Annotated in this window: 33 protein-coding genes, 7 tRNA genes and 3 pseudogenes; 23 read left to right on the plus strand and 20 right to left on the minus strand. The window is 40.8% G+C overall.

The features are described from left to right. Positions 1–78: 78 nt before the first annotated feature. From ACE1CI_RS16700 to ACE1CI_RS16780, 17 genes and pseudogenes are all read left to right on the plus strand, one after another. A tRNA-Arg gene (locus tag ACE1CI_RS16700) sits at positions 79–152 on the plus strand. Positions 153–160: 8 nt separating this feature from the next. Then, positions 161–235: transfer RNA gene (locus ACE1CI_RS16705), tRNA-Val, on the plus strand. A 10-nt stretch (positions 236–245) separates the two neighbouring features. Beyond that, positions 246–318 (plus strand) — tRNA-Arg (locus ACE1CI_RS16710). Between the two features lie 891 nt (positions 319–1,209). After that, a tRNA-Ala gene (locus ACE1CI_RS16715) sits at positions 1,210–1,280 on the plus strand. 54 nt (positions 1,281–1,334) lie between these two features. Beyond that, positions 1,335–1,408, plus strand: a tRNA-His gene (locus tag ACE1CI_RS16720). A gap of 5 nt (positions 1,409–1,413) precedes the next feature. Continuing rightward, positions 1,414–1,496, plus strand: a tRNA-OTHER gene (locus tag ACE1CI_RS16725). Positions 1,497–1,600: 104 nt separating this feature from the next. Continuing rightward, the gene (locus ACE1CI_RS16730; RefSeq protein ID WP_413262638.1) at positions 1,601–1,732 is read left to right on the plus strand and encodes a hypothetical protein; all 132 of its coding nucleotides are present in this window, start codon (positions 1,601–1,603) and stop codon (positions 1,730–1,732) included. A gap of 123 nt (positions 1,733–1,855) precedes the next feature. Beyond that, a pseudogene (locus ACE1CI_RS16735) lies at positions 1,856–2,089 on the plus strand (chloramphenicol acetyltransferase); the annotation flags it as partial. A gap of 96 nt (positions 2,090–2,185) precedes the next feature. After that, positions 2,186–2,317: pseudogene (locus tag ACE1CI_RS16740) on the plus strand (EF-Tu C-terminal domain-related protein); the annotation flags it as partial. A gap of 112 nt (positions 2,318–2,429) precedes the next feature. Then, positions 2,430–3,062 (plus strand): Vat family streptogramin A O-acetyltransferase, encoded by a 633-nt coding sequence (locus ACE1CI_RS16745; protein WP_413262639.1) that lies wholly within the window; start codon positions 2,430–2,432, stop codon positions 3,060–3,062. 92 nt (positions 3,063–3,154) lie between these two features. Next, on the plus strand, positions 3,155–3,454 hold the full coding sequence (locus ACE1CI_RS16750) for a BrnT family toxin (protein ID WP_413262640.1): 300 nt from the start codon (positions 3,155–3,157) through the stop codon (positions 3,452–3,454). Continuing rightward, positions 3,417–3,692 carry a BrnA antitoxin family protein gene (locus tag ACE1CI_RS16755; RefSeq protein WP_413262641.1) on the plus strand — a complete coding sequence of 92 codons (276 nt, stop codon included), beginning with the start codon at positions 3,417–3,419 and terminating at the stop codon, positions 3,690–3,692. Before ACE1CI_RS16750 ends, ACE1CI_RS16755 begins: the two co-directional genes overlap by 38 nt. Before the next feature lie 103 nt (positions 3,693–3,795). Then, positions 3,796–4,128, plus strand: a pseudogene (locus ACE1CI_RS16760) (hypothetical protein); the annotation flags it as partial. 98 nt (positions 4,129–4,226) lie between these two features. Then, positions 4,227–4,427, plus strand: coding sequence for a hypothetical protein (locus tag ACE1CI_RS16765; RefSeq protein WP_178381540.1), 201 nt, complete (start codon positions 4,227–4,229; stop codon positions 4,425–4,427). Next, positions 4,427–4,681, plus strand: coding sequence for a ParE family toxin-like protein (locus tag ACE1CI_RS16770; RefSeq protein ID WP_413262642.1), 255 nt, complete (start codon positions 4,427–4,429; stop codon positions 4,679–4,681). The genes ACE1CI_RS16765 and ACE1CI_RS16770 overlap by 1 nt, the downstream gene beginning before the upstream one ends. Positions 4,682–4,707: 26 nt before the next feature. After that, positions 4,708–4,854: a hypothetical protein gene (locus ACE1CI_RS16775; RefSeq protein ID WP_413262643.1), complete on the plus strand. Its 147-nt coding sequence runs from the start codon at positions 4,708–4,710 to the stop codon at positions 4,852–4,854. A 48-nt stretch (positions 4,855–4,902) separates the two neighbouring features. After that, a complete protein-coding gene (locus ACE1CI_RS16780; protein WP_413262644.1) occupies positions 4,903–5,169 on the plus strand; it encodes a ribbon-helix-helix domain-containing protein in 267 nt (88 codons plus the stop codon). A gap of 28 nt (positions 5,170–5,197) precedes the next feature. Here ACE1CI_RS16780 and ACE1CI_RS16785 read toward each other — a convergent pair whose 3' ends face one another. From ACE1CI_RS16785 to ACE1CI_RS16850, 14 genes are all read right to left on the minus strand, one after another. Beyond that, on the minus strand, positions 5,198–5,980 hold the full coding sequence (locus tag ACE1CI_RS16785; protein ID WP_459564011.1) for a hypothetical protein: 783 nt from the start codon (positions 5,978–5,980) through the stop codon (positions 5,198–5,200). Between the two features lie 108 nt (positions 5,981–6,088). Further along, on the minus strand, positions 6,089–7,297 hold the full coding sequence (locus ACE1CI_RS16790) for an AAA family ATPase (RefSeq protein ID WP_413262646.1): 1,209 nt from the start codon (positions 7,295–7,297) through the stop codon (positions 6,089–6,091). Between the two features lie 63 nt (positions 7,298–7,360). Continuing rightward, positions 7,361–7,912 carry an RNA 2'-phosphotransferase gene (locus ACE1CI_RS16795; RefSeq protein ID WP_459564012.1) on the minus strand — a complete coding sequence of 184 codons (552 nt, stop codon included), beginning with the start codon at positions 7,910–7,912 and terminating at the stop codon, positions 7,361–7,363. A 133-nt stretch (positions 7,913–8,045) separates the two neighbouring features. Then, positions 8,046–8,231 (minus strand): hypothetical protein, encoded by a 186-nt coding sequence (locus ACE1CI_RS16800; protein ID WP_413262648.1) that lies wholly within the window; start codon positions 8,229–8,231, stop codon positions 8,046–8,048. A gap of 242 nt (positions 8,232–8,473) precedes the next feature. Then, positions 8,474–8,932, minus strand: a complete 459-nt coding sequence (locus ACE1CI_RS16805; RefSeq protein WP_413262649.1) for a DIP1984 family protein — start codon at positions 8,930–8,932, stop codon at positions 8,474–8,476. 82 nt (positions 8,933–9,014) lie between these two features. Continuing rightward, the gene (locus tag ACE1CI_RS16810; RefSeq protein WP_413262650.1) at positions 9,015–9,419 is read right to left on the minus strand and encodes a hypothetical protein; all 405 of its coding nucleotides are present in this window, start codon (positions 9,417–9,419) and stop codon (positions 9,015–9,017) included. A gap of 88 nt (positions 9,420–9,507) precedes the next feature. Further along, complete coding sequence (locus ACE1CI_RS16815) at positions 9,508–9,732, minus strand: NfeD family protein (protein ID WP_413262651.1); 225 nt, start codon at positions 9,730–9,732, stop codon at positions 9,508–9,510. A gap of 142 nt (positions 9,733–9,874) precedes the next feature. Continuing rightward, on the minus strand, positions 9,875–11,308 hold the full coding sequence (locus ACE1CI_RS16820; protein ID WP_413262652.1) for a vWA domain-containing protein: 1,434 nt from the start codon (positions 11,306–11,308) through the stop codon (positions 9,875–9,877). 552 nt (positions 11,309–11,860) lie between these two features. Then, positions 11,861–12,301, minus strand: a complete 441-nt coding sequence (locus ACE1CI_RS16825) for a hypothetical protein (protein ID WP_413262653.1) — start codon at positions 12,299–12,301, stop codon at positions 11,861–11,863. Between the two features lie 8 nt (positions 12,302–12,309). Beyond that, positions 12,310–12,696 carry a 50S ribosomal protein L7/L12 gene (gene rplL, locus ACE1CI_RS16830; protein WP_413262654.1) on the minus strand — a complete coding sequence of 129 codons (387 nt, stop codon included), beginning with the start codon at positions 12,694–12,696 and terminating at the stop codon, positions 12,310–12,312. Positions 12,697–12,766: 70 nt separating this feature from the next. After that, positions 12,767–12,832: transfer RNA gene (locus tag ACE1CI_RS16835), tRNA-Phe, on the minus strand. A gap of 550 nt (positions 12,833–13,382) precedes the next feature. After that, positions 13,383–13,583: a hypothetical protein gene (locus ACE1CI_RS16840; protein WP_413262655.1), complete on the minus strand. Its 201-nt coding sequence runs from the start codon at positions 13,581–13,583 to the stop codon at positions 13,383–13,385. 475 nt (positions 13,584–14,058) lie between these two features. Continuing rightward, entirely contained in the window at positions 14,059–15,018 is a 960-nt protein-coding gene (locus tag ACE1CI_RS16845; RefSeq protein WP_413262656.1) for a GNAT family N-acetyltransferase, read from the minus strand. A gap of 433 nt (positions 15,019–15,451) precedes the next feature. After that, positions 15,452–16,222 (minus strand): HAD family hydrolase, encoded by a 771-nt coding sequence (locus ACE1CI_RS16850; RefSeq protein WP_413262657.1) that lies wholly within the window; start codon positions 16,220–16,222, stop codon positions 15,452–15,454. A gap of 131 nt (positions 16,223–16,353) precedes the next feature. Here ACE1CI_RS16850 and ACE1CI_RS16855 point away from each other — a divergent pair, with 131 nt between their 5' ends. Both ACE1CI_RS16855 and ACE1CI_RS16860 read left to right on the plus strand, forming a co-directional pair. Continuing rightward, positions 16,354–16,917 (plus strand): Uma2 family endonuclease, encoded by a 564-nt coding sequence (locus ACE1CI_RS16855; RefSeq protein ID WP_413262658.1) that lies wholly within the window; start codon positions 16,354–16,356, stop codon positions 16,915–16,917. Positions 16,918–17,212: 295 nt separating this feature from the next. Continuing rightward, on the plus strand, positions 17,213–17,848 hold the full coding sequence (locus ACE1CI_RS16860) for a ThiF family adenylyltransferase (RefSeq protein WP_413262659.1): 636 nt from the start codon (positions 17,213–17,215) through the stop codon (positions 17,846–17,848). A 111-nt stretch (positions 17,849–17,959) separates the two neighbouring features. Here the strand turns inward: ACE1CI_RS16860 and rbp are convergent, their stop codons facing one another. Both rbp and ACE1CI_RS16870 read right to left on the minus strand, forming a co-directional pair. Further along, positions 17,960–18,265 carry an RNA-binding regulator gene (rbp, locus tag ACE1CI_RS16865; RefSeq protein ID WP_413262660.1) on the minus strand — a complete coding sequence of 102 codons (306 nt, stop codon included), beginning with the start codon at positions 18,263–18,265 and terminating at the stop codon, positions 17,960–17,962. Between the two features lie 167 nt (positions 18,266–18,432). Beyond that, on the minus strand, positions 18,433–19,524 hold the full coding sequence (locus ACE1CI_RS16870; protein WP_413262661.1) for a glycolate oxidase: 1,092 nt from the start codon (positions 19,522–19,524) through the stop codon (positions 18,433–18,435). A 112-nt stretch (positions 19,525–19,636) separates the two neighbouring features. On the opposite strand from ACE1CI_RS16870, the gene ACE1CI_RS16875 reads away from it, so the two are divergent. Further along, the gene (locus tag ACE1CI_RS16875) at positions 19,637–20,059 is read left to right on the plus strand and encodes a lysozyme inhibitor LprI family protein (protein ID WP_413262662.1); all 423 of its coding nucleotides are present in this window, start codon (positions 19,637–19,639) and stop codon (positions 20,057–20,059) included. Positions 20,060–20,114: 55 nt separating this feature from the next. Then, complete coding sequence (locus ACE1CI_RS16880; RefSeq protein WP_413262663.1) at positions 20,115–20,645, plus strand: hypothetical protein; 531 nt, start codon at positions 20,115–20,117, stop codon at positions 20,643–20,645. 92 nt (positions 20,646–20,737) lie between these two features. Here ACE1CI_RS16880 and ACE1CI_RS16885 read toward each other — a convergent pair whose 3' ends face one another. Together ACE1CI_RS16885 and ACE1CI_RS16890 are read right to left on the minus strand one after the other, a co-directional pair. After that, positions 20,738–21,691, minus strand: a complete 954-nt coding sequence (locus ACE1CI_RS16885) for a DUF1350 family protein (RefSeq protein WP_413262664.1) — start codon at positions 21,689–21,691, stop codon at positions 20,738–20,740. A 219-nt stretch (positions 21,692–21,910) separates the two neighbouring features. Next, the gene (locus ACE1CI_RS16890; RefSeq protein WP_413262665.1) at positions 21,911–22,588 is read right to left on the minus strand and encodes a hypothetical protein; all 678 of its coding nucleotides are present in this window, start codon (positions 22,586–22,588) and stop codon (positions 21,911–21,913) included. Between the two features lie 296 nt (positions 22,589–22,884). Between ACE1CI_RS16890 and hemC the strand changes: the two genes are divergently transcribed. After that, positions 22,885–23,850, plus strand: coding sequence for a hydroxymethylbilane synthase (gene hemC / locus ACE1CI_RS16895; RefSeq protein WP_413262666.1), 966 nt, complete (start codon positions 22,885–22,887; stop codon positions 23,848–23,850). Between the two features lie 133 nt (positions 23,851–23,983). After that, a complete protein-coding gene (glgA, locus tag ACE1CI_RS16900; protein WP_413262667.1) occupies positions 23,984–25,390 on the plus strand; it encodes a glycogen synthase GlgA in 1,407 nt (468 codons plus the stop codon). Between the two features lie 2 nt (positions 25,391–25,392). On the opposite strand, the gene ACE1CI_RS16905 is transcribed toward glgA, so the two are convergent. Both ACE1CI_RS16905 and ACE1CI_RS16910 read right to left on the minus strand, forming a co-directional pair. Then, the gene (locus ACE1CI_RS16905; RefSeq protein ID WP_413262668.1) at positions 25,393–25,563 is read right to left on the minus strand and encodes a hypothetical protein; all 171 of its coding nucleotides are present in this window, start codon (positions 25,561–25,563) and stop codon (positions 25,393–25,395) included. After that, complete coding sequence (locus tag ACE1CI_RS16910) at positions 25,544–25,726, minus strand: hypothetical protein (protein ID WP_413262669.1); 183 nt, start codon at positions 25,724–25,726, stop codon at positions 25,544–25,546. The genes ACE1CI_RS16905 and ACE1CI_RS16910 overlap by 20 nt, the downstream gene beginning before the upstream one ends. Positions 25,727–26,033 lie beyond the last annotated feature (307 nt).

Here is a 26,033-nt window from a genome sequence, read left to right on the forward strand (position 1 = left end):
TGCGCCACACTCAACGCATGGGTATCTCCTTCGGAGACGCTTCGCGAACGAGTCCCATCACTCGCTTGAGAACTATCTGGGAGTATAGCTCAATTGGACAGAGTTTCAGGTTTCGACCCTGACGGTTGTAGGTTCAAGTCCTACTACTCTCGCTGTTCTTAGTCCTGTAACTCAATGGCAGAGAACTTGCCTTACAAGCAAGTGGTCGTAGGTTCGATTCCTACCAGGACTACCAAATTTATCAAGGGAATGTCGCCTAAAGGATCGGGCATCGATCTTCTAAATCGATTGGTGTAGGTTCAAGTCCTACCATTCCCGCTGAATGTTTTGATAACTTAAAGGAGGTGTGTTAAATTCGTCTGTTGATATTTTTGCGGAAAATGGCGATCGCATCCCATCGCGTGACCTAACATCCGAGAGCCTACATACTTTAGTACGAGAGGAAAAGTACTGCTGGCAAAAACAGCAGGCGCGTGGGAACGGGGAGTGCAAAGAACCTGGGAGGTTTGCCTGAAGGTAGCCATCCTTTAAAGAGTGTGTAATAACTCACCAGCGGAGTCCCCCTAGTATCTGAGAAAGCGCAAAATGCTCTGGTAACTTGCACGCTTTTTATCTGATGCGATATGCACATTGCAAAATGGGTCTGTAGCTTAACTGTTCAATTCTGACTACGAACGTCAAAGAAGGCTTAGTCATTTACTGAATTCGCCACCTACCCGTTTTAGTCAAGAAGTGATGTTCGCAATGACAGTTAGGACACAAAATTTCCAGATTTTCAGGACAGTTATCAGACCGATTTCCATTCTTATGATGTACCTCAAGTATTTCAATATATTTATCGTATCCACATCGTGAACAAACTGGTTTATAGTGACGCAGTGCTATCTGTCTGTAACCAGCGTTTCCATCCTTATAATGCCGAGGATTAAGTACTGATAAACCTTCTATTCTTTGAGCATGGTCTTTGCAATTTCTGGAGCAAAAAAATAGTCCACTTTTTGACTTTCTTATTTGATTGGGGGGACGGTAAAAAGCGGTCTTACAAAAAAGACAAACACAATTTGGTGGTTTTGGAGAATTTATTTTCTGTGCAATCCCCTTTCCTGCACAAGAGCGAGAACAATATCTTCCATTTCCGCGCTTGACTTCTTTTAGGTTAGCCAAAAAAGTCGTGCCGCAAAATTCACATAATTTGCTGATAGTTTTCATGGGGACTTGGTGTAACGGTAACACACGATCCTTGCAAGGTCGTTACAGGGGTTCGACTCCCCTAGTCTCCATCATATAAGGGAGACATAAAAGTTTACGCAAACTCTTATGTTTCCCAAAACTTGGTGTCTGAAGTCGAAGCGGTGGAGACACTGGTTTGTGGAACCAGTCAAAGCGGGTTCAACTCCCGTCAGATACCCTCAAGGAAGATGCCGCTGAATGGACGGCAACTGGTCTTGAAAACCAGGGCAGGGTGACACCTGGGGGTTCGAGTCCTCCATCTTCCTTTCCCCACCGGAGGCGGAAATAGTGACGCGCACAACCGATAACTGTGTCTTAGAAGGGGCAGTACCTTCCCGGTGGATTAGTTTTATCAAGAGTGGTCTAAAATATGGTATTCAATATGAATTTATGTATAGAAGCATTTAATCAGGCTACTCAACGCAGGCAAGAGGTTAAACCTTACCATGAATTACTTCAGCGCACAGCACAAAAGATCCGAGAAATCGTAAAATCAAGTTAAGTAGGCTTGAAAATTCGTTTTAAAAGACGATGTACTATACTTTAAAGAAGACAAACAAGAATTAGTATTGATTTTTTCGGTTATTGATTTACAGGAAATCTAAAAGTTTTTTGAGATGTGGTAATGCCATATCCCGATCGCAAACTTTTACATCCAATGCCGGGTTTTCCCCAAATTTGTTTTATTAAAAATCCAGTTTCAAATCCTAATATTATCATTGGCGACTATACTTATTACGACGCTCCAGAAGATTCGGAAAATTTCGATCGCAATGTCCTCTATCACTACCCCTTTATTGGTGACAAATTAATCATCGGCAAATTCTGCGCTATTGCCAGAAATGTGAAATTCATCATTGAAAAGATTACGAGAAACTTGGAAAAAATTGTCGGTGCGGATATTGAAGCATTGAAAAATTGCATAAATTGAGATTTAACTATTATATTTATAATAGTACCAGGCGATCGCGTTAACATGACCGTTGAACTACTCGACCCAATTGCGATCGAGCAAGGAATGCGCTTTGCTATTCGTGAAGGCGGTCGCACCATCGGCGCTGGCGTTGTCTCCAAAATCTTGAAGTAGATTTCCTCCAGACAAACAGGTGCAGAAAACTCACTTAGCCCGGAATTTAAATTCCGGGCTAATAGCTTTATCCTAAATTAATAAGTTCATCACTCGCGTTTGAGTTCTTGCAATGCAATATCCCGATCCGAAAGTTTTACATCCAATGCGGGGTTTTTCCCAAATTTGTTTTATTAAAAATGTAGTTTTAAATCCTAATATTATCATTGGCGACTATACTTATTACGACGATCCAGAAGATTCGGAAAACTTCGATCGCAATGTCCTCTATCACTACCCCTTTATTGGCGACAAATTAATCATCGGCAAATTCTGCGCGATCGCCAGAAATGTCAAATTCATCATGAATGGTGCATATCATAAAATGTCTGGGTTTTCCACCTATCCATTTAACATTTTTGGTAATGGTTGGGAGCGAGTTACACCAGAGCCTAGTGAATTGCCTTTTAAGGGTGATACCGTAATTGGCAATGATGTCTGGATTGGATATGAAGCAGTGATTATGCCAGGAGTTAAAATTGGCGATGGCGCAATTATTGCTGCTAAGTCTGTTGTTACTAAAGATGTGAAACCTTACACGATTGTTGGGGGAAATCCAGCACAGTTAATTCGCCAACGTTTTTCTGATGAAATAATCAATCTTTTGTTGGAAATTGCCTGGTGGAATTGGGATATTGAAAAGATTACGAGAAATTTGGAAAAAATTGTTGGTGCGGATATTGAAGCATTAAAAAGTTGTGTGTGATTGAGAAATAGGTCTAATTAGGATAGACAAAGATATCGGTTTTCAAGTGATGCCTAGTTGCTGTAACTACAATTTGTCGTTACAATGACGCTATGGAATTTGAGTGGGATGAAGCCAAGCGTCTTACTAATCTCCGCAAACACGGGATTGACTTTGTTGATGTTCCGGCAGTTTTTGATGGAGACATAGTGACTGTGGAGGACGATCGCTATAACTATGGCGAACAACGTTTTATTACCCTTGGTTTATTGCAAGGGCGAGTCGTTGCTATTGTCCACACAGAAAGAGACGATTCTCTTCGAGACGGCGAAGCCGAACGCACTCGCATTATTTCGGCAAGAAAAGCAACTAGATATGAGCAAAGAACCTATTTCGAGCAAATCTCAAACTGATTGGCAACGCCTAGATGCCATGACTGATGAAGACATCGATTTATCTGACTGTCCAGAAATCACACCAGAAATGTTTGCCAAAGCAGTAGTTCGACGGGGATTACCAACTGCTAAGAATAAATCCCAAGTTACATTGCGGATTGATAGTGATGTTTTGGAATGGTTTAAATCTCAAGGGCGCGGTTATCAGACGCAAATTAATGCTTTGTTACGAGCTTATATGGAAGCTCATCGCTAGCAAAATATTTCAGGGCAAAACGCTATTTTAATATATTGATGGGTGTACTTCCTCACTCACTATTCTATTTAGGTTAATTGCATGGATATCACAGCTACTTTGAAGAGTGGAATCTGCAATCAAAAAGTTCAGAAGCTATCGCTCGTCTTTAGATGAAAAACATGATGCAATTCGAGATTTGGCTGATGTCCTTGAATTCCTGCGACCTAAAATAAAATAGTTAGCGAAAAAATCTAAACCAGATGAGCAATATTTATATAATCTCACTGAGAACACATATGATATCGCTAATAACTGTGGGATACGACACCACAATAATAAGCAAAAACAGGATTATGACAAAGATATTTGGTACAATTGGATATTCTATTATTATCTTGCAACTATACACGCTTTTGTGCGGTTGATAAAGAAGGCTGAAAGCCAGTCAATTTGAGGAAGGGAGCGATCGCCTTTCTCAAGATGTACAATCATTAATTGCTAATTCTCGCAATGATGTTTATATTAGTCAGGCTAGCTTGTGGGAAATGACCTATGTTGACACTTGAACAAATTGAAGATGCTATCCTTAAACTTACACCCGATGAATTTGAAAAACTTTTGAAATGGGTTGCCGATTTAGATTATCAGCGTTGGGATGAGCAGTTAGAAAAGGATATTGCTGATGGCAAATTAGAAGCTTTAGCGCAGGAAGCAATTGCAGATTTCGAGGCGGGAAACTGTGAGCCAATTTAATGCACTACACAAACCGCAGATTTTGGGAATACTACAATGCTCTACCTGAAGATGTACAACGAAATGCCGATCGGTGCTACGAACTACTCAAAACTGATCCGTCTCATCCATCTCTTCATTTCAAAAAGGTTGGTAAATATTGGTCAGTTAGAGCCGGAAGAGATTATAGAGCATTAGGTATAGAAGTTGAAAAAGGCATTTTGTGGTTTTGGATCGGCACCCACGCAGAATATGACAAATTAACTAGCAAGTAACATAGCTTTGAAAATAGGAGGTTGAGATGAAACCAGATAAAGAAAACTCTTCTTCTGAAAAGACTTTTGTCGTCCAACCCCGTCAATTTGGCTGTGGTAAAGGCATTTTTACTTACATCGCAGATGATTTTGATGAAACACCTCCTGGTTTTGAAGAATATATGCTGTTATGAAATATCTCATCGGTATAAAATAGTTGAGAGTTGGAACAGAGATTTTTTATGAGCATTAATCTCACCCTTGACCAAGAACGCTTTATTCAAAGTAAGCTCCAAGCTGGGAAATATCGCTTTGCAGAAGAAGCGATCGAAATAGCTTTGCGGTTGTTTGATGAATACGATCGCGCCGAAGCTGAATGGATCGAGAATGTGCGAGGGAAAATTGATGCAGCGATCGCAATTTTAGAATATACACCACCGATCGACGGTGAGACTTTCATCAACCAAATTCTAGACCGATTCCAACAAGAACATCAGGCACAAGAATGAGTGCCTAATGTTCATTTGCGGTTAATATTCAATCCCTATTCTCAATTACGCCAACGAGAGATTGTAAATCAAAATCCCGATCGCGTCCACTCAAACAAATTCCCGAACTAATAACAGTTAAGTCACTTTTAGAAATTGCCGAAGTGTGACGTTGACCATCAGAAGTTGTCCATTCTACCACCCAATGATCTTGACGATCGCGAAATTCGCGCATTTCCCCACCACCAATTTTTAAAGCTTTTCGCAGACGTTGTTCATCTGTTTGTGCTGCAAATTCTTGGTTTTTTTTGGTGGTTAATTGGTAAAGCGATCGCATTTCCGGCGTAATACCTTTAAAGTGCAATTCTTCCAGCGAAGTAGCATTTTTGAGATGTTCTTTCAGGTTTTCAGTGAGTAAGGGATCGGGACGGCGATCGTAATCATCAAACCACCAAGAACTACCATCAAACCGCGCAATAATTGGCTCAAAAGTCGCACCCTCACTCACCAAATGCACCGCGAAAGGTTTAGCAACACCAAAACGTTGTAAAGCATCACCTTCATTCATTGGATAAGCCAACCAAGTTTTACCTCGTAAAGCAAAAGCTAAACGCAACCTTAAAGGTTTTAATAACTTCAAATACTCCGCCAACTGTGGCAAACTTGGTTCATCAACCACCTGAGCAACTTTCTCATCAACAGGCTGAAAAATTCCCCAACCCTCAAAATTTCGTGGTTGCGGAGCAAAACTATAAATAATATTAGCAACCCTAGTGCGAACCAACCCACCACGCACGCAGGGTGCAAGAAATTGAGTTTCCTTTAACTGCATCTCTTGTGCAGCAACTTGATTCAAAAGTTTGCGAATATCCACACTAGGCTCACCTTTTTCTCTCTTTATTCCCTTCGCGCTCTTTGCGTCCTTTGCGGTTCAAAAAACTCAAACAAACTTGTGTCCAAACTCATACATCAAATCAACCCTTCCCTTCCTTAACATCGCCGGATCTAACCTTTCAGTAGTATTACAAGTCAACAACACCACGAATTTTTGTTGCTGCTGAATACCCCCCTCTTCAATCACACTTTGATACAAAGTACCATCCAATAAACTCAAAATATGCTCAGTTCTAGTATTACCTTGAGCCGCTGCACTTCCCCGATCTTGAGCCAAATTATCCGCCTCATTAATGATCAGACAAATTCGCTCCAAATAGCTCGGCGGAATGAAATTTTCCACCGCATCATGATCCAAAATAAAGATGACAAAACCCAAAGGCATCAAAATTTCTTTAGCTACCGCTTGCGTCCATGCAGTCTTACCAGTACCCGGTTCACCATGCACCAAAACAGCTAACTGACTTTGGTCAAGAACTGCTTGCTGAACTTTATCAGTAAAGCTTTGAATATCCTCTGGAAAACTGCGAATCGGAAACAAGCTATTAACCTGTCCTACACGACTTTTATACCCACTAAGAATCACCGCCAAATTGTAAGTTGCTTTGTTAATTAATGGCGCTAAATTTTTCGCCATCAAACTATACCAACGTCGTCCCTTTTCATAGCTTTCTATTTGCAACCAAACTTGGTATTTCGACCAATAGGCGTAAATTGTTCCCGGAGTTTCCAAGCGTTCCCAGTTGCTAAATTGAGACACTGGGTAATAGTAATATCGCTCCATGAAATATTGAGTAATAATATCAGGACGACCCAAAATTTCCAGGATTTTCTTAACAGTAAGTTCTTGGAGACGATTCAAAACATAATCAATAGGAATGCTATCCCGACTGACTGATTGATTGATAGGAGTTTCCGTTGTCAAAACATCTTTGAAACGGTAATCTGGCATAGAAGGTTCGGGAGTCAAGTAATTCCAAAACACATCTACTTCATATTTGACGTTATCGGAAAATAGATTTAAAACATTAGCCCACCAAGTATATTCATTGCGCCCCAAAGCATTAGCAAGGTCACTAATTACATCAGCAGTTTTCTGAGTCAATTCGTTGTTATCATTCCATACTAAATGCAAAAAATATTCTAAATTAAACTGTCTGGATAAAGGTCGCCAGCCTGCTCCTAATAGACCTTTTGATTGCTGATTGTTCTGGCTGTAATTTTCTTCGTTGTTTCCGAAATATCCAAATGGCATAATTAAATTTCAGTGCTATGGTGGCTAATTGTCGGAGATTTTTACTAGTTTTAATCAGCAGCTTTAATTTGGCAACTGTTGTAAATACTTAGGTGGCACGCGATCGACTAACCAAACTCCATTTTCCGAACAATAAAATTCATACTCATGCTTGTGCATTGCTGCTGCATCTATAGCAAAAACTACAGGTTTACCATGCCTTGTTCCCACTTTTTTAGCAACACTAATACTTGTAGTTAAATGTACATGATGTCGAGACATTTTACACAGACCATTTTGCAAAATAGATGCCACCGCATTAGCTCCTGTTCCGTGATATAACACATCTGGCGGCAAAGTGGGAGTCAACTGCAAATCAACCTCTACACTGTGACCTTGATTTGCGCGAATTAATTTGCCAGTAGAATCAAAAGAAAAGCGCTTTTTATCATTTTTAGCAACTACTTCATCTAATTCAGCACGAGTGAACAAAAATCCGTTTTTTTGACTCGCTTCCATTAATTCTTCAACCGAAACCCAGCCTCCTTCTGCTAGTTTAATACCTATTTCCTCCGGTGTATGCCGCAAATGTTTACTAAGATATTTGCTAATTTTAACCAAGCGAGAATTGTTCAACACCATATCTTTAAAATTAATTAATATTCCTCCCCCACTTCGCATCCCTTACTTGAGCGTACACAAACTATTGTCTTATATTGTAATACAAATTGCTAGAAACTGATTTCCGATGCTTTGTTACATTTTATTATCAATAGCTGAGCTTGTGAAAATAACGACTATTTCGCAAAAATTGCACGCTGTTTCGAGAAAGCCTTTTCACTTTTTTACTTGCGCCTTTAGGTATAGGCGACTCAAAATCGGTAACATTTAACTCAGCGAGTCGCTGTTGCACTTCTAAGGCGATAAGTTTGTATACAGATTGCATATTACTCATGACACCACCTACTTTTTTCACTTTCAAAAACTTTTGATTAAGCAATTAACCCCTAACCCACCCTCGCTAAAATCAATAGATCAGTACATGGTTGTAACTTTAACAATGCACTTTACGTTTGTGACAATACTGGGCGTAATTTGTCATACGATTTGGTATTGCCCCTAATACCTGCCAAAAGCCAATCTATCAGATTGTAAGTAAGGTTATACTCGCCTCTATTGCTTTAGCTACCAGCTTGCTTAATCGATTAATTCAGTATTCCAGTTTGCCGCTTGAATTGTTGTATCCAATTCTCGACATTCTCTAGATAAGCGATCGACTTGTGCTTGCAATTCAGTAATGTTTACTGTGCTGAAATACTTGATTTCAGATTGACTATATCGGTTTTGGTTTAACGCTGCTGCGTTAACTAAAGAATCATAAATGCTGCGTTTTAGTAAGAGTGTATCTCTTTGTGCTAAGGCATCAGATAAAGTCACTCCTTCTCGGAGATTTGTCAGAGAGTTAGTTTTGTTAATTCTCTGAATTAAGTCAGTTAATTCGCGCAATGTAGTTTCTAATTCTGCAAGCAATGTTGAGGGATTTTCTGGTGGTTGTTCTCCCTCTTGCACTTTGGCACTTCTGATCAATCTTTGGCGCAGTTGCTCAATTCTTTTTTGGCAATCTGCTCTTACGATTAAAGCTTCTGATAATTTCATAGTATTTAAAAAGATGATTATTTTCTTTACCCGCTAGGTTAATGGTGCGTTACGGCTGCGCCTAACGCACCCTACTTTTCACCTAGAAAGGTGGGATTTTTAGGCTTGTTGGTAAATTTGTTTGGGGGTCAATTTCACCTCGAAAATCTTCGCCATAGTAAGCAGCCACAACTTGAATTTTACCAATAATATGACGGTTTAATTCTGTTAATTCTTCTGCTGGTACCCACAATTCTTGGCAAATTCGACTGCCTACAGTTTGCACAGGAAATTTTTTCACATAACTATCTTGTACCTCAAATTTGGTAACAAAACCAGCAAAACTATTGCTTTTCGTATTCCAATCACGGGCAATTTTTTGGGCATACTCAAAATTGAGTACCGGATAAAAAATTGGTTGTACAGGAAGACGGGGAGGGAAAGCTGTAAAATTTGCTCTGGCAATTAAGTCGAGTTCTTTTAACCCTACAGGGCGATAGAGAAGCATCTTTACCTCACCTCACTTATTCGGGGATTGGTGACTGAGAAAAGTTAGAAATTTTCCCAGTCGCTAATTACTAATCCCCTTGATTCAGTTAAGAAACAGGAATTACTAACAAAGTGATATCCCGAATTCCAACTATTAAAATTGGTGCGTCAGGAGGTAGATGCTTTTGCTCATTTGCTTGGTAAAATTCAGCAGGCCAATAACTGCCCATTGCTTTCACTCTACCACGTTGATGGGGTGCAATTGTTTGCACTACAGTACCTTGCTTTGGTTCTGTAAACATTTCCACTTGCGAAAGGAACAATTGACTCATCAGCTGACCCCCTTTAGCTTCCGAGCAGAAAAATAAGTACGGTGATGGTAGAATTTATCACCCCTTAGTTCTTCAATTCCTCTACTATGGATTCCGTATTCAAGTGTTTTTTTGGCAAAGTGGGCATTGCCCACCTTGCTTGCTATTTATCATCGCGGACTGGTAATGGTGTGTCTAAAATTTCCATTAGCAGTTCCAAACGAGAGGGACGAGACAGCAGAGGAACTAAATTTGGTAATGAGTAGTAATCACCTGCAAATGTGAATGTTTCTACTGGTACTTGCTTTTGTTTGAGTTGACTTTCTACATAGTTAGAAGCAGAACCAACTCGCACAATTACTACGTTTGGCATTACCGCTAAGTCACGGCAATAAGTTTGGTAAGTTTGAGCAAAGTATGGTGCAGAATTTTCGCCTTCGTCGGTGACAATGATTATTTGTTCTACTGACTGCTTTTTCAAGCGCATTGTTTCCAATGCACAACCGATACTAGTTCCGCCATCTGCTCTAAGATGCTTAAAAGCACGTTCCCAGTCACTCAATTCTTTACCGTTTGCTTTTACTGGGTAAGGCATTGTGTCAAAAGCATAGACGAATAAATCAGCGTCAGAAATACCAGAAATTAATGCAGCTAGTCGCTTACCAACTTCTATGGCATTAGTCATTGAGCCTGATTTATCTACTAATAAAGCGGTTGATTTAGCAATTTTGCCACGCTTTTTCACCTGTTCGTCGGTGACTTTTTCCAACTTGGCAGTTGTTTCGGCATCTAGTTTGCTAACATCGGCAGCAACACGCGCTTTGTAAGCAGAAATTCGGTTAGAATTTGTCGCTTCTTCCAATTTTTGATCGATGAGTGCTTTCACTTCTGGGTGATTCATTGCACCTCGTTCTTGGAGAGATTTGAGGTTATTAATTACCTCTTGCGGCGACATGGAATTAATCAGCGCTACTAAGACTGTTGGTGTTACTTGTTTGACTGCACCGATCGCAACTGCATAAGGTATATTATGCTCCACAATCAAAGCTGCCTGTTCTGCCCCAGTTGCAGATTTTGCCAATTGCTTCAAAATAAAAGCAAGGCTATCTGTTGGCGGCGCATCTTTGAACAATACCGCATCTGCACGTAGATTTGGCTTAATGTGCAATGTCGCATACAAATGCTTCATCGCTTTGCGTCCTCGCAGTGCTGCGCGATCGAAAAATTGTGCGCTTTTTTCCCGTTCTCTCAAATAACGAGTCACAGCTGTGCGTGCAGAACGTGGAACTTTTCCTCGATGCTGCTTCATGAAGTCGATAATCCGGGAAACTTCATAAGGCGGAAACTGTTGTAACATGACAAAACCAGCATCTCGATGTTCTGTCAAATTACTAGTTAACAAATTACCCACGAACACTTCTTTATGGTCGCGCACATCACCGTGTCGCTGATACCAAACTGCTAAATGTCCGTAAAAAATTGGGTCAAGTTCCACAATTAACTTGTGAATTTCTGCTACTTCTTCCAGCTTGCGGTGGGGGGTAGTCAGCAAGCTGTTCAGCATTTCTAAACGCAAGTCACGTTCTGTAGTATTCATGGCTACCTCCTGAATAGTTTTTATTAAAGTTTGTGATTTTAGATTGAAGATCCCCCTAAATCCCCCTTACCAAGGGGGACTTTGAAAGCAGTTCCCCGCTTAACAAGGGGGACTTTGAAAGCAGTTCCCCCCTTACCAAGGGGGACTTTGAATTAATTTAGTTTCCTGAGTAATCTTAATAGTAAAGCTTCCTCTGGTTCCCCCCTTGGTAAGGGGGGTTAGGGGGGATCTGACTCATTTTTGAAACGGGTTTTTATCATCTAAAATCCAAAATTGTCAGGGGCAGATATCGCACGCACGGCAATATTAATAATAATAAGCCGCGCAAGTTGAGGGAGCTAAATTTGCCTGCTAATAAAGGCCCAGGCTTGCATCCTACTATCCAATGTAGGAACCTATCTATCTTGGTAGGATAGAGCTACCTGTGAGGTAGCTGTGTGTAAGCTCCCCCTGTTAGGGCGCGGCGATAACTGCTATTTTTGTTATTTGTTATTTGTCATTTGTCATTTGTTATTTGTCTTGCTCTTTTTACTAATGATCAATGACTAATGACTAATGACTAAACTGTTTTAAGTCTGGTTCTACCCAATTTGTTCTCGCTTCCCAGGACATGAGTAAATCATGGCTGTAGTATTCAAAGGGTAGGTTTTTGTTTGCATAATTTTCGATGATGCCATTGGCTAAATTTAAAACTTCTTCGTTAGATTTAGTTGCTAGATATTGGCTGATGATGCGAATCCAAAATAAAGTTATGGTTTCGTGATAGCCGCTATCTTTGGTGGTTTTAATTCCCTTGGCTGAGTTATAGCGCTGAATATGATTACGGATGCAATTTGTTGCTTCTGTTTCAGAATAATGAGTTAGATACCATAGTGCAACGGTTAAATGTGCTGGATGTGTCCACTCACTTCTGGATAATGTACAGTCCTCGAAGGCGCGGATTAGATTTTCTATCTCACTGAGAGTTTGGTATGTTGCATTTTCCGCAATCATATTTAGCGTTATTTGAGGGAAACTTTTGCACCGACTGATTCTAACTGATGCTTGATGTCTTCAGCAATGTCGAGATCGATCGCACTTTTCAGCACTTGCGGTACTGACTCAACCAAATCTTTTGCTTCCTTCAAACCGAAACCAGTCAATTCTCGCACAACTTTAAGAATGGCAATTTTTTTATTGGCTGGTACTTCTTCCAAAACCACATCAAATGTTTTGAATTCAGGTGGATCTGGGTCTATGATGCGATCGATAATCGGAGGAATAGAGATAACTTTGTTAACTGAAGCATCAACATCGAAAGTCGCCTCAATCTGCTTAACTAATTCGGCTGTTTCCAGCAAAGTTAAAGATTTTAATTGTTCTAGAATTTCAATAGTTTTGGCAGACATAGCTACCTCCTCTAAACAATAAACAAGTTTGGTAAATTAACACTTCGCACAAGTTGAAAAAGCCGTTTGTTCACACGCAGGATTTGAACCTGCATTATCCTGATCTTCAATCAAGCGCCTTTACCATTTGGCTAGTATGTAAGCTTTTTCCGTTAGGGTGCGAAGTGCTAATTTTGTTTAGTCATACAAGCTTAATTTAATTAGGTTTGTTGTAGCGACTTTAGTCGTACTTCCAAGGTAGAAGGACTAAAGTCCTCACAACGAACCAGTGTTGAGTAAAATCACTTCGCGCAAGTCAAGAAAGCTGTTTGTTCATACGTAGGATTTGAACCTACTACTTTTCGTTTATGGAACGATCGCTCTACCAATGAGCTAGTATGTAAGCTTTCTAAATTGGGGCGCGAAGTGTTTGTCCTCCAACTAGTAAGAAATAAGGTTGTTCCGCACAAGTTAAAAGAGCTAGTCACTTGCAGTTCTACTAATTGAACTACGGCTCCAAGAAACAGACAAAAGAAAGGCGTGTTTCTTCCTTTTGTCTTTGTCTTTCTCCTTTTCACTTCCGAAAGTGGAGCCGATAGGATTTGCACCTATAACCTCTCGCTTATCAGGCGAATATGTGTGTAAGCTTTTTGGGTTAGGGTGCGGAACAAACTATTTGGCATTAAGGGGTTGCAAAACTTTTTGTGTTAGCCGTAAACCGCTTCTGGACGGATAATTAAATCTCCACTTGCTCGTCTGTCAATTACGTAGTGTTCTAAGCGATCGCATCCCACATCTAAATGTCGTGCTAAATGTTCCTTAATCGCTTTATCATTCATTCCTGGGGTAACATTTAGCTGTCTCTCAGTTACATCGTAAGAGCGTCCTTCAAAGCGAATATGTACCATTTTAGCACCTCCTTATTGTAGATTTTATTCAAGACTTTTCATAAAGGAGGGCTGTTTAAAAGCTCATAAATCTTACCAAAAACAACGCCGCTCTAAATGATAATCTTGTTGAATTTGTCTGTGTTTCTCATTGATTTCAGTTTGTCTGAGATGTTCAGAATGTTGGGTGTTTAATTCTGTCTCAGAGGGGTTGGAAGTCAAATTTTTCTGCTCGTTTTTTGAGTCAGATTTTGTAGATGGCTTTCCAAATAACTTGGTGTAAAGTATCAACATGATAGACCATCCCTAAATAAGGGTTTCTCAATTTCGTCTGAGAATTATTACCCAATTAATTATTCAGTTTTCAAGGTGCAGATTTCGCAAGCGAGGTGAAGAAAAATCTTTTCTCAACTCACCATGTTTATATACTACATACATAATACAAAAGGTGTCAAGGGGTAAAACAAACTTTTTTTGATGGGGTGGGAAAAGAAAGCTAAATCACTTTGTAGTACGATACCCAGGTATAAAGTTTGCGGAAACCAACGGATTCATAAAGTTGTCTCGCGCCGTTGGGATTATCGTAATCTACACCGAGTTTGGCGATGTTCATTCCCGCAGCAAGTAACTTTTGCATTCCGCTAAGTAACATTGCTTTGCCAAGTCCTAAACGACGAAAACCGCGTCTAGTTCCGAGAGTGTTTACCCAACCTTCTTGACGATCGCTGCGTTTGTTGTCTTCGGGATAAATGGCACAGTAACAGTAGGAAGCAAAGGTGTCATCGGGAGCGATCGCAACTAAATCCAACTCCGGTCTATAATCTGGATTGCTGCGCCAATGTTTGTATTCGTCTACTGCTATATCGTGATGATTCCAGTGATCGATAAACGATTGGTTGTGCATTTCTACCCAAGCTTCGGCATCTTTTTCGGGGATTACGGAACGAACTGTAAAACCTGCGGGAAATTGAGGTTCTGCAAGTGGTTCTTCCAGACTGCGTTCCATTGTGAGAAAATAGCGATCGGCATTGAAACCGTTTTCTTGTAGTATGGCTATGCGATCGGTCCGATCGTCCCGACTCTGACAACGCAATTTAACAGAATTAACACCCTGTTCTTTTGCCAATTCCCGAAGACGTTCTTCTCCCCAATTGATAATTTCCCGTTCTAAAGTTCCCCCACGAGCATCAGGATGAACGTGAAACCCAAGATAACCATTAGTTAATTCCCCAAGCCGATGCCACAATGTAGCAGAAGCTATTAATTTACCTGTGTCATCTTCCCAAAGTTGTAAATCACGTTGCTTGTCGAAAGATGGATCATTAAAATCGCGTTCCAGTTCGGAAACTGTTGTCCATTGTTCCAGTCGATCTACTGCTTCACAAGCTTCCCAGAGATTGACGATCGCTTCTAAATCTGTTTCACCCCCGTAGGGGCGCTTTGTTAGAGTTAACATAAGGTTTGTAATTCAGATATACTTCAATATATTACCTAATGTATTATAGAGTAGTATGGGGTTAACTCCTCCGATCGGGTGAACTGAGATCTTGCATTTGTGCTTTTAGCCCGCCTGCGAATCAATTCGCAGGCTAATAGCTCAAGTCCACTTAAGTGGACTGAAAGTAGTAACGAAAAACCGGGCTTCGACCTGATCTCAGCCGAAGGTTTATTGGCTTATGGTGCGTAAGTCTTATTGATTTCAAATATTTTAGTCCTCTTTAGAGGAGTTTCGCTACTCGCGGTGCGAATTGATTCGCAGGCGGATTTTGGGACTGGTGCAAGATCTGAGCCCCCAAAGGGCGCGATTACACGCCCCCAATAGATGAAAGAAACACAAAGAATAAGAGTTTGAGCAAATGTGTTTGTTAGGAGTGAAGCAAGGGGAAAACTCAAAACTTATCGAGTCGTAGGGGCGATTCATGAATCGCCCCTACCCCAGTCCCCAATCCCCATTCAATCAACTCAGTGACACCTGCACCTCTACTATTTGTAGTTACCAAATCTACTCGATCTTTCACAGCAGGAAGAGCATTAGCAACAGCAACGGAGTAACCGCAAATACTTAAAAATGCCAAATCATTTTCCGCATCTCCTACACCAACGATCGCATCAAGCGAAATCCCCAACTCATTAGCTGCGGCAATTAAACCTGTTTCTTTATCAATACCGTTTGGTAAAATCATCACTGCACCTTTATTCAGAATTACTTGTAAATCCAGGTTCATTTCCTGAATCAAAGCAAGTGCTTCTACGCTGTAAGGTTCCCAAGTTGCAACGATAATTTTACCAACGCCGACTACTGGATAATCTGATTTAATATGGGCGAATTCTTGAGAACTTTGTTGATTTTCAGCTTGAGTTGCTTTTTGAATGCGATCGATCAACTGTTGAATAAACTCTGCTGATGGAGGTTCAGCTAATGGTTTTTCAAACTTACTAGCTGGTTGATAAAGCATTGCGCCGTTCTCCGCTACCACCCAATCAAAAAAATCGAGACAAGTAGCAATTTTTAATAAGTCATCTACCTGACGACCTGTGATTAAAATTAGTTTGCGTCCAGAATCTCGCCATTGTTGTAATGCTGCTAAAGTGCGATCGTCAACCTGTCCATCTGTAGCAAGGGTGCCATCATAATCTGTCGCTAGTGCAAGGTAAGTCATGCGATTTTAGATTTTGGATTGTTATTGCTGAAATTGCTAATTCTCGGATTGCGATCGCGCCAACTAGATTGAGCTATCTGTAGAATAACAAATAGCAGCCGTGCAACTTACCCCTGATCGGGAAACTTTAAATGGTAAAGACCCCTGCTAAACTCCTGAGTTTAACTGAATTCTTAAGTCTACCAGAGACAGATCCTGCTTGCGAATATATTGATGGGCGTATCATCCAAAAACCGATGCCGCAAGGAGAACATAGCGCAATTCAGACAGAGTTAGCACCTGCAATTAACTCAATTTTAAAACCGAAAAAGATTGCTCGTGCTTTCTCGGAACTTCGCTGTACTTTTGGCGATCGCTCAATTGTACCTGACATTTCTGTATTTATTTGGGAGCGAATTCCCCGTAAAGAAAACGGTGGAGTTGCTAATATTTTCTCCATTCCTCCAGATTGGACAATTGAAATTTTATCTCCCGATCAAAGTCAAACTAAAGTGACTAAAAATATTCTCCATTGCCTGAAGTATGGAACTCAGATGGGATGGCTAATTGATCCCGATGAGCGATCGGTTTTGGTTTACTTTCCAGATCAACCAACTGCTGTTTACGAAGAACCAGAAACATTATTGCCAGTACCGGAATTTGCTAAAGATTTCCACCTAACAGTAGAAGGTTTATTTAGCTGGTTGCTGGAGTGACGAGTGGTTATACTAAATTAAGTAGGTAGATGTAAATAAAGTGAAAACCAAGGCGGGCAAGATGCCCACCCCACAAAAGTTACAACTTTCTTGTGGGGTGGGCATCCTGCCCGCGCCCCATCCTTAGATAGCTATTATCGCTTTATTTATTTGCACCTACTTACTTCGATAATAAATCTATGTACCCTACCGTAAAGCTGCATTTACATCTGCGTACCCTACGGGAAAGCTTCGCTAACATCTGCGTTTATCTGCTTTCATCTGCGGTTAAAAAAAAGATTATCTCGGAGGCGTTATGTCCATCTTCTTCCACGAACAACTCTATAGAACCTCAGAAATAATGGCAAAAATTAAAGATTTTTCCATTACTATTTGTGGCGCAGGTGCTTTAGGTGCAAATATTACCGAAAATTTGGCGCGTTCTGGTTTTACTAAATTGAGAGCGATCGATCGCGATCGCATCGAAGAACGCAACCTTTCCACCCAACCATATTATCGCTCCGATGTCGGTGCTTTCAAAGCCAAAATTCTCGCTAATTCCCTTTATCGTGCTTTGGGAGTAACCGTAGACGCACAAACAAAAGAATTAACTGCTACAAATGCGGCGCAATTAATTTCCCCTAACTCTTTAGTTATTGATACCTTTGATAACAGCATTGCCAGAAAAGCAGTTAAAGATTACTGTGAAAATGCTCATCTTCCTTGTTTGCACGTCGGACTAGCGGGAGACTACGCCGAGGTAATTTGGAATCAAGAATATCGCGTTCCTTCCCCTGCAAATGATGATGTCTGCGACTACCCTTTAGCACGCAATTTAGTTACCCTTGCAGTCGCCGTTGCTTGTGAAACAATTGTTACCTTTGTCGCCACAGGTAAACAAAACAATTTCACTCTCACCTTGGCAGATTTGGCAATTCAATCCTATCACTAATTCTTCACAATAAAAAGTCCTGTAGTTACTGAAAACGACAGGACTAAAAAACTAATTGGGGTAGAACAATAGGAAATTACTTGTTAATATAATTTCCCATTTCCCTATAGTTTAGTAACGTCGTTGCCGATTATTACCACCCCAGCCGCCACCCGCAGAAGCTTTTCTATTATCTTCACGAGGTTTAGCTTTATTGACTTTTAAATCGCGACCCATCCACTCAGCACCATCCAAAGCTTCGATCGCAGCATCTTCTTCTGCATCTGTGGACATTTCCACAAAACCAAAACCTTTTGGACGACCTGTTTCCCGGTCTGTTGGTAAGTGAACTCGCTTAACAGTTCCATACTCTGCAAACACATTAGTTAAATCGTCTGCTTGAACTGAGTAAGAAAGGTTGCCTACATAAATGGACATGAATGATCTCCGAAGCCAGAGTAGTCTAAATTACATAGCAATTGAGATTCGGAGACAAGTCTGCCTATATTATCTGTAAATACTAAAAACACACGCCGCACCGAATTCAATCTCGCTACATCAGTATAACATTAAAACTAAAATCTTTTATAGTATAAATTCAAGTTTTATATCAATAGTTCCCCTGATCTAACCATACTGGGATCAACATCTTTCAAAGTAGCACAGCCACTTAAAGCCATAACTAAATCTAATTCATCCGTTAGCAGTTCTAATACCTTTTGTACGCCTAGCTGTCCATCAACAGCTAAACCCCATAATACAGGTCTTCCTAAAAGTACTGCTTTTGCTCCCAATGCCAAAGCTTTTAAAATATCAGTACCGCGACGAATACCGCCATCTAGCAGAATTTCTGCTTTGTCTCCCACCGCTGCGACAACATCAGATAAAGCATCAATAGAAGCGATCGCACCATCCAATTGTCTACCCCCATGATTGGAAACAATTATCGCTTTTGCTCCACATTCTACCGCCCGCAAAGCATCATCCCCCCGCAAGATTCCTTTTATTACTAAAGGTAGAGGCGAAATCGACTGTAACCATTCTAAATCTTTCCAAGTTAAAGCCGGGTTAAGCTGTTCTAAAAAATAACTAAATAACCCAGATTCACCTTGATGATAAGGAATTTCTAAATCAGTCATACTGGCTAAATTTGCCAGTTCCATTCCCGGAGGTAAAACAAATTGATTGCGTCTGTCTTTTTCTCGTCTCCCTAAAACTGGTGCATCCACAGTTAAGCATAATGCTTGAAAACCTGCTTTGTAAGCCCGTTCTACTAATGATTTAGTAAGGAAGCGATCGCGATGCACGTATAATTGAAACCAGCGCAAACTATCAACCGCCGCCACAGTTTCTAAACTCTTAGTCGCCAAAGTACTTAATACCATTATTGTTCCCAATTCTCGCGCCGCACAAGCCGTCGCCACCTCTCCTTCTGGATGCGCTAAACACTGAAAAGCCATTGGCGCAATTAAAATTGGCATCGCCAACTTTTGTCCGAGAATAGTAGTACTTAAATCTCGGTGACTCACATCCACTAACATTCGCGGACGTAATTTATACCTATTAAAAGCCGCACGATTATCCTTTAATGTGACTTCATCCCAAGCTCCACTAGCATAATAATCAAATGCCATTGGCGATAAACGCGCTTGCGCTAGCGGTTCGTAATCAAATAAATTAATAAGATTAACAGACATTCGATTTTAGATTTTAGATTTACCACACAGAATACTGATTATCCAATTGTATCCTGGAACGAAAATAAATTTCTGCTAACTTAGAACTGATGGTTATTTGAATCTATAATATATGTCAAAGTTTTTCTTTGCGATCGCTAGCATTGCAACCATTTTTCCCCTATTCCACGCCATCAGCACTTTCGGTATTGTCCCACCTCAACCACCAGCCCTGCAAGTAGCTCAACAACCCAATTGTAAAGATCCGCAAACACAAGTAGAAATTAACACCTGTGCTGGCATAGAATATCAAAATGCCGACAAAAGACTCAATCAAGTCTACCAACAATTAATGCCCAAATTATCAGCCACCAGAAAACAAAAACTAATCTTAGCTCAAAGAGCCTGGATTAATTTTCGAGACGCTAATTGCGAATTTGAAAGGAGTCAATTTGAAGGCGGAACAATGGCTCCCGCAGCCCAAGCTGGTTGTATGGCACAATTAACAAAAGCTCGTACAGCACAGTTAGACCAATACATTGAAGTGGGGTTTTAGCCCTAGACAATAAATAATATTTCTGTTCTTTCTTAGAGATCCAACCACAATTTATATGCAACACAAATCAATTCTGGCATTAGTAGCTACTTGCACCGTTATTAGTAGCAGTTTTTTCGCGGTAACTTGGCAACCACAAACAGTTTTAGCTCTCACAAACGTTCCGGTAAGTCAAGTTCTTTCCCCAATTAAAAGAAAGGCAACAGTACCAATATTTATCCCTAGCAGATTACCTTTTTCCGAACCAGAAAAAGTCTATTATATCAGCGAAGTAACAGACAAAGGCTACAGCGTTTCATTTAATTATACGCCCGATTGTCAAGGAACACCTTGTTATATTGGCTCTATTGAAGCTGAAAGAGGGGGAGAATTTATTAAGCCAGAAACAGGAATAACTAAGACATTTAGAAGGGTTAGGTTAGCCGGAGGAAATACGGGAGTATTCCATAACGGCTGTGGTGCCTATTGTACGGCTACCTTGGAATGGAAACGTCAGGGGATTTTGTATCGAGTAACTGTTAAGAATGGAGATGAAAGAGATTTAATTGCGATCGCTAATTCGGCAATTTTATCGGGAAGACGTTAAATTTTAGCTAAGATAGTCAAGTAAGCGATCGCCATTTCCCCTGTGCAGCTAAAGTTAAGAAATTGCGATCGCTCAATGCCTTAATCAACCTCTTACAAAAGCTTTTCCCGTTCCTGCAACTCCTGCAAAAACTGTATTGCTACCCTTTCTAACCATCGCTCCTTAATCAGTTCAATAAACTTATCCAAAGGATTTAAATCAACAACATAATCTCCAAATTTAACACCTACTGGTTCTAAATGTTTACCTGGGATTTCCCTGATTAAAGGTTGTAAATCATCAGGTAAGTTTTTGGAATTTAACAGTTCAATAAACCACAAAACATCACTTTCTTTCTGCTGCTTAGGCGATTGATTAATATCATTTTTATTTCCAGCAATAGTATCCTTGTCAAAAGAGATTAATCCTGTTAAATTAAACAAGTTACTGTCCGCGATAAAACATTGAGTATCTTTCCTAGTCGGTTTAACTCCTAATCCAATATCGTCTAAAAACTTCGCTATTGCTGGTACAGGGATTGCACTTTCTGTATTACTAATATCCGGTGCAATTAATAGGGAAGCTTGTCCTTTAATAGATACTTTTTCCCTACCAATGATTGATTCAACAACATTTTTAATTCTGTTTAGTCGGGAATTACCTACACACTTAGCAACAATTTGTTCCCAATTTGCATCGCTCAAAAATTCTAGCATTGCTACATACTTGCAACCCAAACTATGAGCTACCCAAAGATAATTAGATTTTTTTTGATAAACATTGTATTCGTAACCCCGCTTTTTAGCGATCGCAATTAATTCTGCACTAATCACTTCTTGTTCTTTTAATAGACTAACAGCGATCGGCCAATGACGAAAGCTAAACCGAAAAGGCAAAGCAATAATTGTATATCCCTCAGCAAACAGTTGGCTAAGAAAATACCGATAAAACAAAGTCGGGAAAGTACCAAAAAAAGCCCCACCAATAAATTGAACTACTCCTTTAGGATTTGGATGAATAGCAACCCAACTAGAAGAAATAGGCTGAAATTTGAATACTGCTTGCATGGTTATTTCAGGTTATTAGGTTAATGCTTTTCAGACAATTGCTCAAAATATTTTACATTATAGTTACCTAACACTCCGCCTAATTTACTAATTTTTAATTATTTTAAAATAGGCGGCAGTGCAGGCAAAAAATGTGATTTAACTAAACGGTTAACGGGGACAATGAAAACTCAAAAATATACCCTAATAAGACTAACTCTATTTACATAAGTTGCAGATTTATCGAGCCGCAGAACGCTGTTCTAACTCCTTCATCTGTTCTGCCATCATCCCGATCATTTCCTGCATCTCACTAGCTGAAATAGAAACATCAGATGTTCTACCATTAGTAGCAGGAGTTATAACTGGTGGAATTATAAGTGACTTCAGCTGATAGAGACTGCTACCATTGGCTGTTGGCAGAGCATAAGCTAACTGATCGAAATCAGGAGTGGGAGCATTTATATTCTGAGGTAAGAAAGTTCCGCGATGTTCAGGAGTCAGTAACAAATTATAATCTTGCCCAAACAAGCTCGATCGGAAAACTTCCACATAACCACGAATTTCTAGATTTTTATCTGTTACTACATTAGGAGCAACTAGATCGGGCAATAAAGTAAATAAAATCGTATCATTGCCAGGAACAGTGATATTGAAATTGAACTTAGTTGGCTCGGAAGTAGGAATTAAATCGCCCTTGACATTGGTACCATTAATATCGATAAAAGTGGCAGTTTTTGCCAGGTCTATATTGGGTTGATTTGCCGTAAATTGCAACCGCAAGTTAGCCGGAATATTACCAGTATTAGCAATAGTCAAAAAGTAACCTTGAGCAACAGTTCGCGCCACAACCGCAGGGCCAGTACCAGCAGGGGCAATTGGTTTAACCAATAATTCAAAAGTAGAAACTAAAGCCATGATTTAACCTTCCGTAAATTGAGTTTTATCTGGTAAACAAACCCTTAATTTCTTTAGGTTTGTTTCATCAATAAATCCATTGTGGAAGAAATCGTTAAGAATCAGCAGTACCCTTGAGGGTACTCTTGAGGGGTGGGGAGATGGGGAGAAATTGAAGCAACAAACTCCCCCCATTCCCCCATCCCCCTACCTCCCTACCTCTTCAGCCTTCTGCTTGCAAAATGTAAGTCAGAGGGTCACGCACTGAGGTAGTCTAGATCAAGTGATTTGATACGCTCCTTTGACAATATTGCTTTATGGCCCCTGCTGTTTCCAGTCCCCCGCGCATTATCCGCATTGCTTCTCGCAAAAGCCAACTTGCCTTAGTGCAAACCTACTGGGTGCAAGAACAACTCCAGAAACACTTCCCTGACAGAACCTTTGAAGTCCATACCATGAGTACTCAAGGCGACAACATCTTAGATGTTGCCTTAGCCAAAATTGGCGATAAAGGACTATTTACCAAAGAACTAGAAGTGGGAATGTTGAAAAACGAGACAGACTTTGCCGTTCATTCCTTGAAAGACCTGCCCACTAAACTACCAGAAGGCTTAGTTTTAGGCTGCGTTACCGAAAGGGAAAACCCCGCCGATGCTTTGGTAGTGCATGAAAAATTCAAAGACAAGCAATTAGAAACCTTACCCGAAGGCGCAGTGGTGGGAACATCTTCCTTGCGACGGTTAGCACAGTTGCGCCATCGCTTCCCTTATTTGACATTTAAGGACATTCGGGGGAACTTGAATACCCGACTGGCGAAATTAGATGCCGGGGAATTCGATGCTTTGATTTTAGCAGTAGCGGGATTACAAAGATTGGGAATGGGCGATCGCATCCACCAAGTCATCCCTAGCGAAATTTCCCTCCACGCCGTCGGACAAGGCGCACTAGGCATCGAATGCCGCAGCGACGATGCCGAAGTTCTCTCCCTAATCAAAGTACTAGAACACACCCCCACCGCGCAACGCTGCTATGCCGAACGCGCCTTCTTGCGGGAATTAGAAGGTGGTTGTCAAGTACCCATTGGCGTTAACACAGTCATCGAAGGCGAACAACTTACCCTCACCGGAGTAGTTGCCAGCTTAGATGGACAAAAACTAGTCAAAGATAGCATTACCGGAAATGCTACCGATGCCGAACAACTAGGTACACAACTGGCACACAAATTGCGCGAACAGGGAGCAGCGGAAATTTTAGCCGAGATCTTTGCTGAAGTCGGACGGTAACATAGATGAGTTATGAGTTATGAGTTTTGAATTAACTTAAAACTCAAAACTTAAAACTCAAAACTTTCTAGATGCAGTATTCTTTCTTGCTAAACTTCTGTAACGAACTATTTCAGGCAACCCCAAAAATAAAATGCGGATTCTATTTGTTGCAGCTGAAGCAGCCCCCCTAGCAAAAATAGGCGGTATGGGGGATGTCGTCGGTGCCCTGCCCAAAGTCCTCAGAAACATGGGGCATGACGTTCGGCTTTTTATGCCTTACTATGGCTTCTTGCCGGACAAGATGGACATTCCCAAAGCCCCAGTCTGGAACGGCAATGCTATGGGGCAAAACTTCGCTGTCTATGAAACTCTCTTCCCCAACAGCGATGTTCCCTTGTATTTATTCGGTCATCCAGCATTCTGGCCCCGACGGATTTATTTTGGAGAAGATGAAGACTGGCGGTTTACCCTGTTTGCCAATGGCGCAGCCGAGTTTGCCTGGAATTACTGGAAACCAGATATTATTCACTGCCATGACTGGCACACGGGTATGATTCCAGTGTGGATGAATGAAGATCCAACTATTAAAACAGTCTTTACCATTCATAACTTGGCATATCAAGGCCCTTGGCGTTGGCGTTTAGAGCAGATTACTTGGTGTCCTTGGTATATGCAAGGTGATAACACGATGGCAGCGGCAATTCTGTTTGCTGACAAAGTGAACACCGTTTCGCCTACTTATGCCGAGCAAATTAAGACTCCCGCTCACGGTGAACGTCTGGAAGGTTTGTTATCTTACGTAAGTGGCAAGTTAAGCGGCATTCTCAACGGCATTGATACTACTAGTTACGACCCAGCCACAGACAAACACATAGCCAGAAATTTCACAGTCGATACTATTGAAGAACGCCGCTTCAACAAAGTTGCTCTCCAAGAAGAAGTCGGTTTGGAAGTGAATGCTAATGCCTTTTTACTTGGTTTGGTGTCGCGGTTGGTAGAACAGAAGGGAATCGATCTGATTATTCAGATTTTAGACCGCTTCATGTCCTATACGGATTCGCAGTTTATCCTTTTGGGTTTGGGCGATCCATACTACGAAAATCAAATGTGGCAAATTGCCTCGCGTTATCGTGGTCGGATGTCAGCTTATATCCTGCAAAGTGATTCTTTAGCCAGAAGGGTTTATGCTGGGACGGATGCTTTCTTAATGCCCAGCCGTTTTGAACCTTGCGGAATTAGTCAAATGCTGGCGATGCGTTATGGTTGTGTGCCAGTTGTCCGCCGTACTGGTGGTTTGGTTGACACTGTTACTCACAATGAACCGATGGAACACACAGGTACAGGTTACTGTTTCGATCGCTACGAACCTTTAGACCTTTATACCTGTTTAGTTCGGGCATGGGAAGGTTTCCGGTACAAGAAGGACTGGCGCGAACTACAACAACGCGGAATGCGGATGGATTTCAGTTGGTATAAGTCCGCTTATGAATACGAGAAGTTGTACCAATCTCTTGTCGATCCTTCAACGGATCAACAACCAGAATTAGCTAATGCTTAAAGCTAAGATGCAGTTGAGTTAAATTTTGTTGATTTTGGTTGACAAATAAAGTGCGATCGCCTTTCGTGGTGCGATCGCACTTTATTTGTAGGGTGCGTATAGCCTGCGGCATTTAAGAAAAGTGCCAACGTAACGCACCATTCCACCATATTTTTATTCGGCGTTTGTTTCATTGCGATCGTTATCTTTATCCTCATCTCTATACTTATTAATTAAACATAAAATTGCTAACGGAGTCACCGCAATACCGACGAACACATTGCAGGTGTAAATACTAACTAAAACAGACGCAGTTGCTAAAGCATCTAGGATAAAATCAGTGTATTTGCGTTTCATAATATGCTTCTCAAAACTCACATTTTTATGAAACAACACTCAATCACAAGTACGATCGCAAGCAGATAAAACTAATTACCAAATTTTTCCCAACTTATTCCCAACTTATTCCCAAGCTGTATTTAAGAACTTGTTATTTCCTGCAAAAACCGCCTCAGAATCAATTCTGAGGCTAATAGCGAAACTCCACTAAAGTGGACTGGAAATCATTAACCCTGTAGAGACGTTATATATAACGTCTCTACATTTCCTCGTTTCCCCCTCGTCCCCCTCGTTCCCAGGTTCAACAAATGGAACGAGTTCTGGG

This window comes from Floridaenema flaviceps BLCC-F50 (assembly GCF_041929275.2).
GTDB classification, from domain to species: Bacteria; Cyanobacteriota; Cyanobacteriia; order Cyanobacteriales; family Aerosakkonemataceae; genus Floridanema; species Floridanema flaviceps.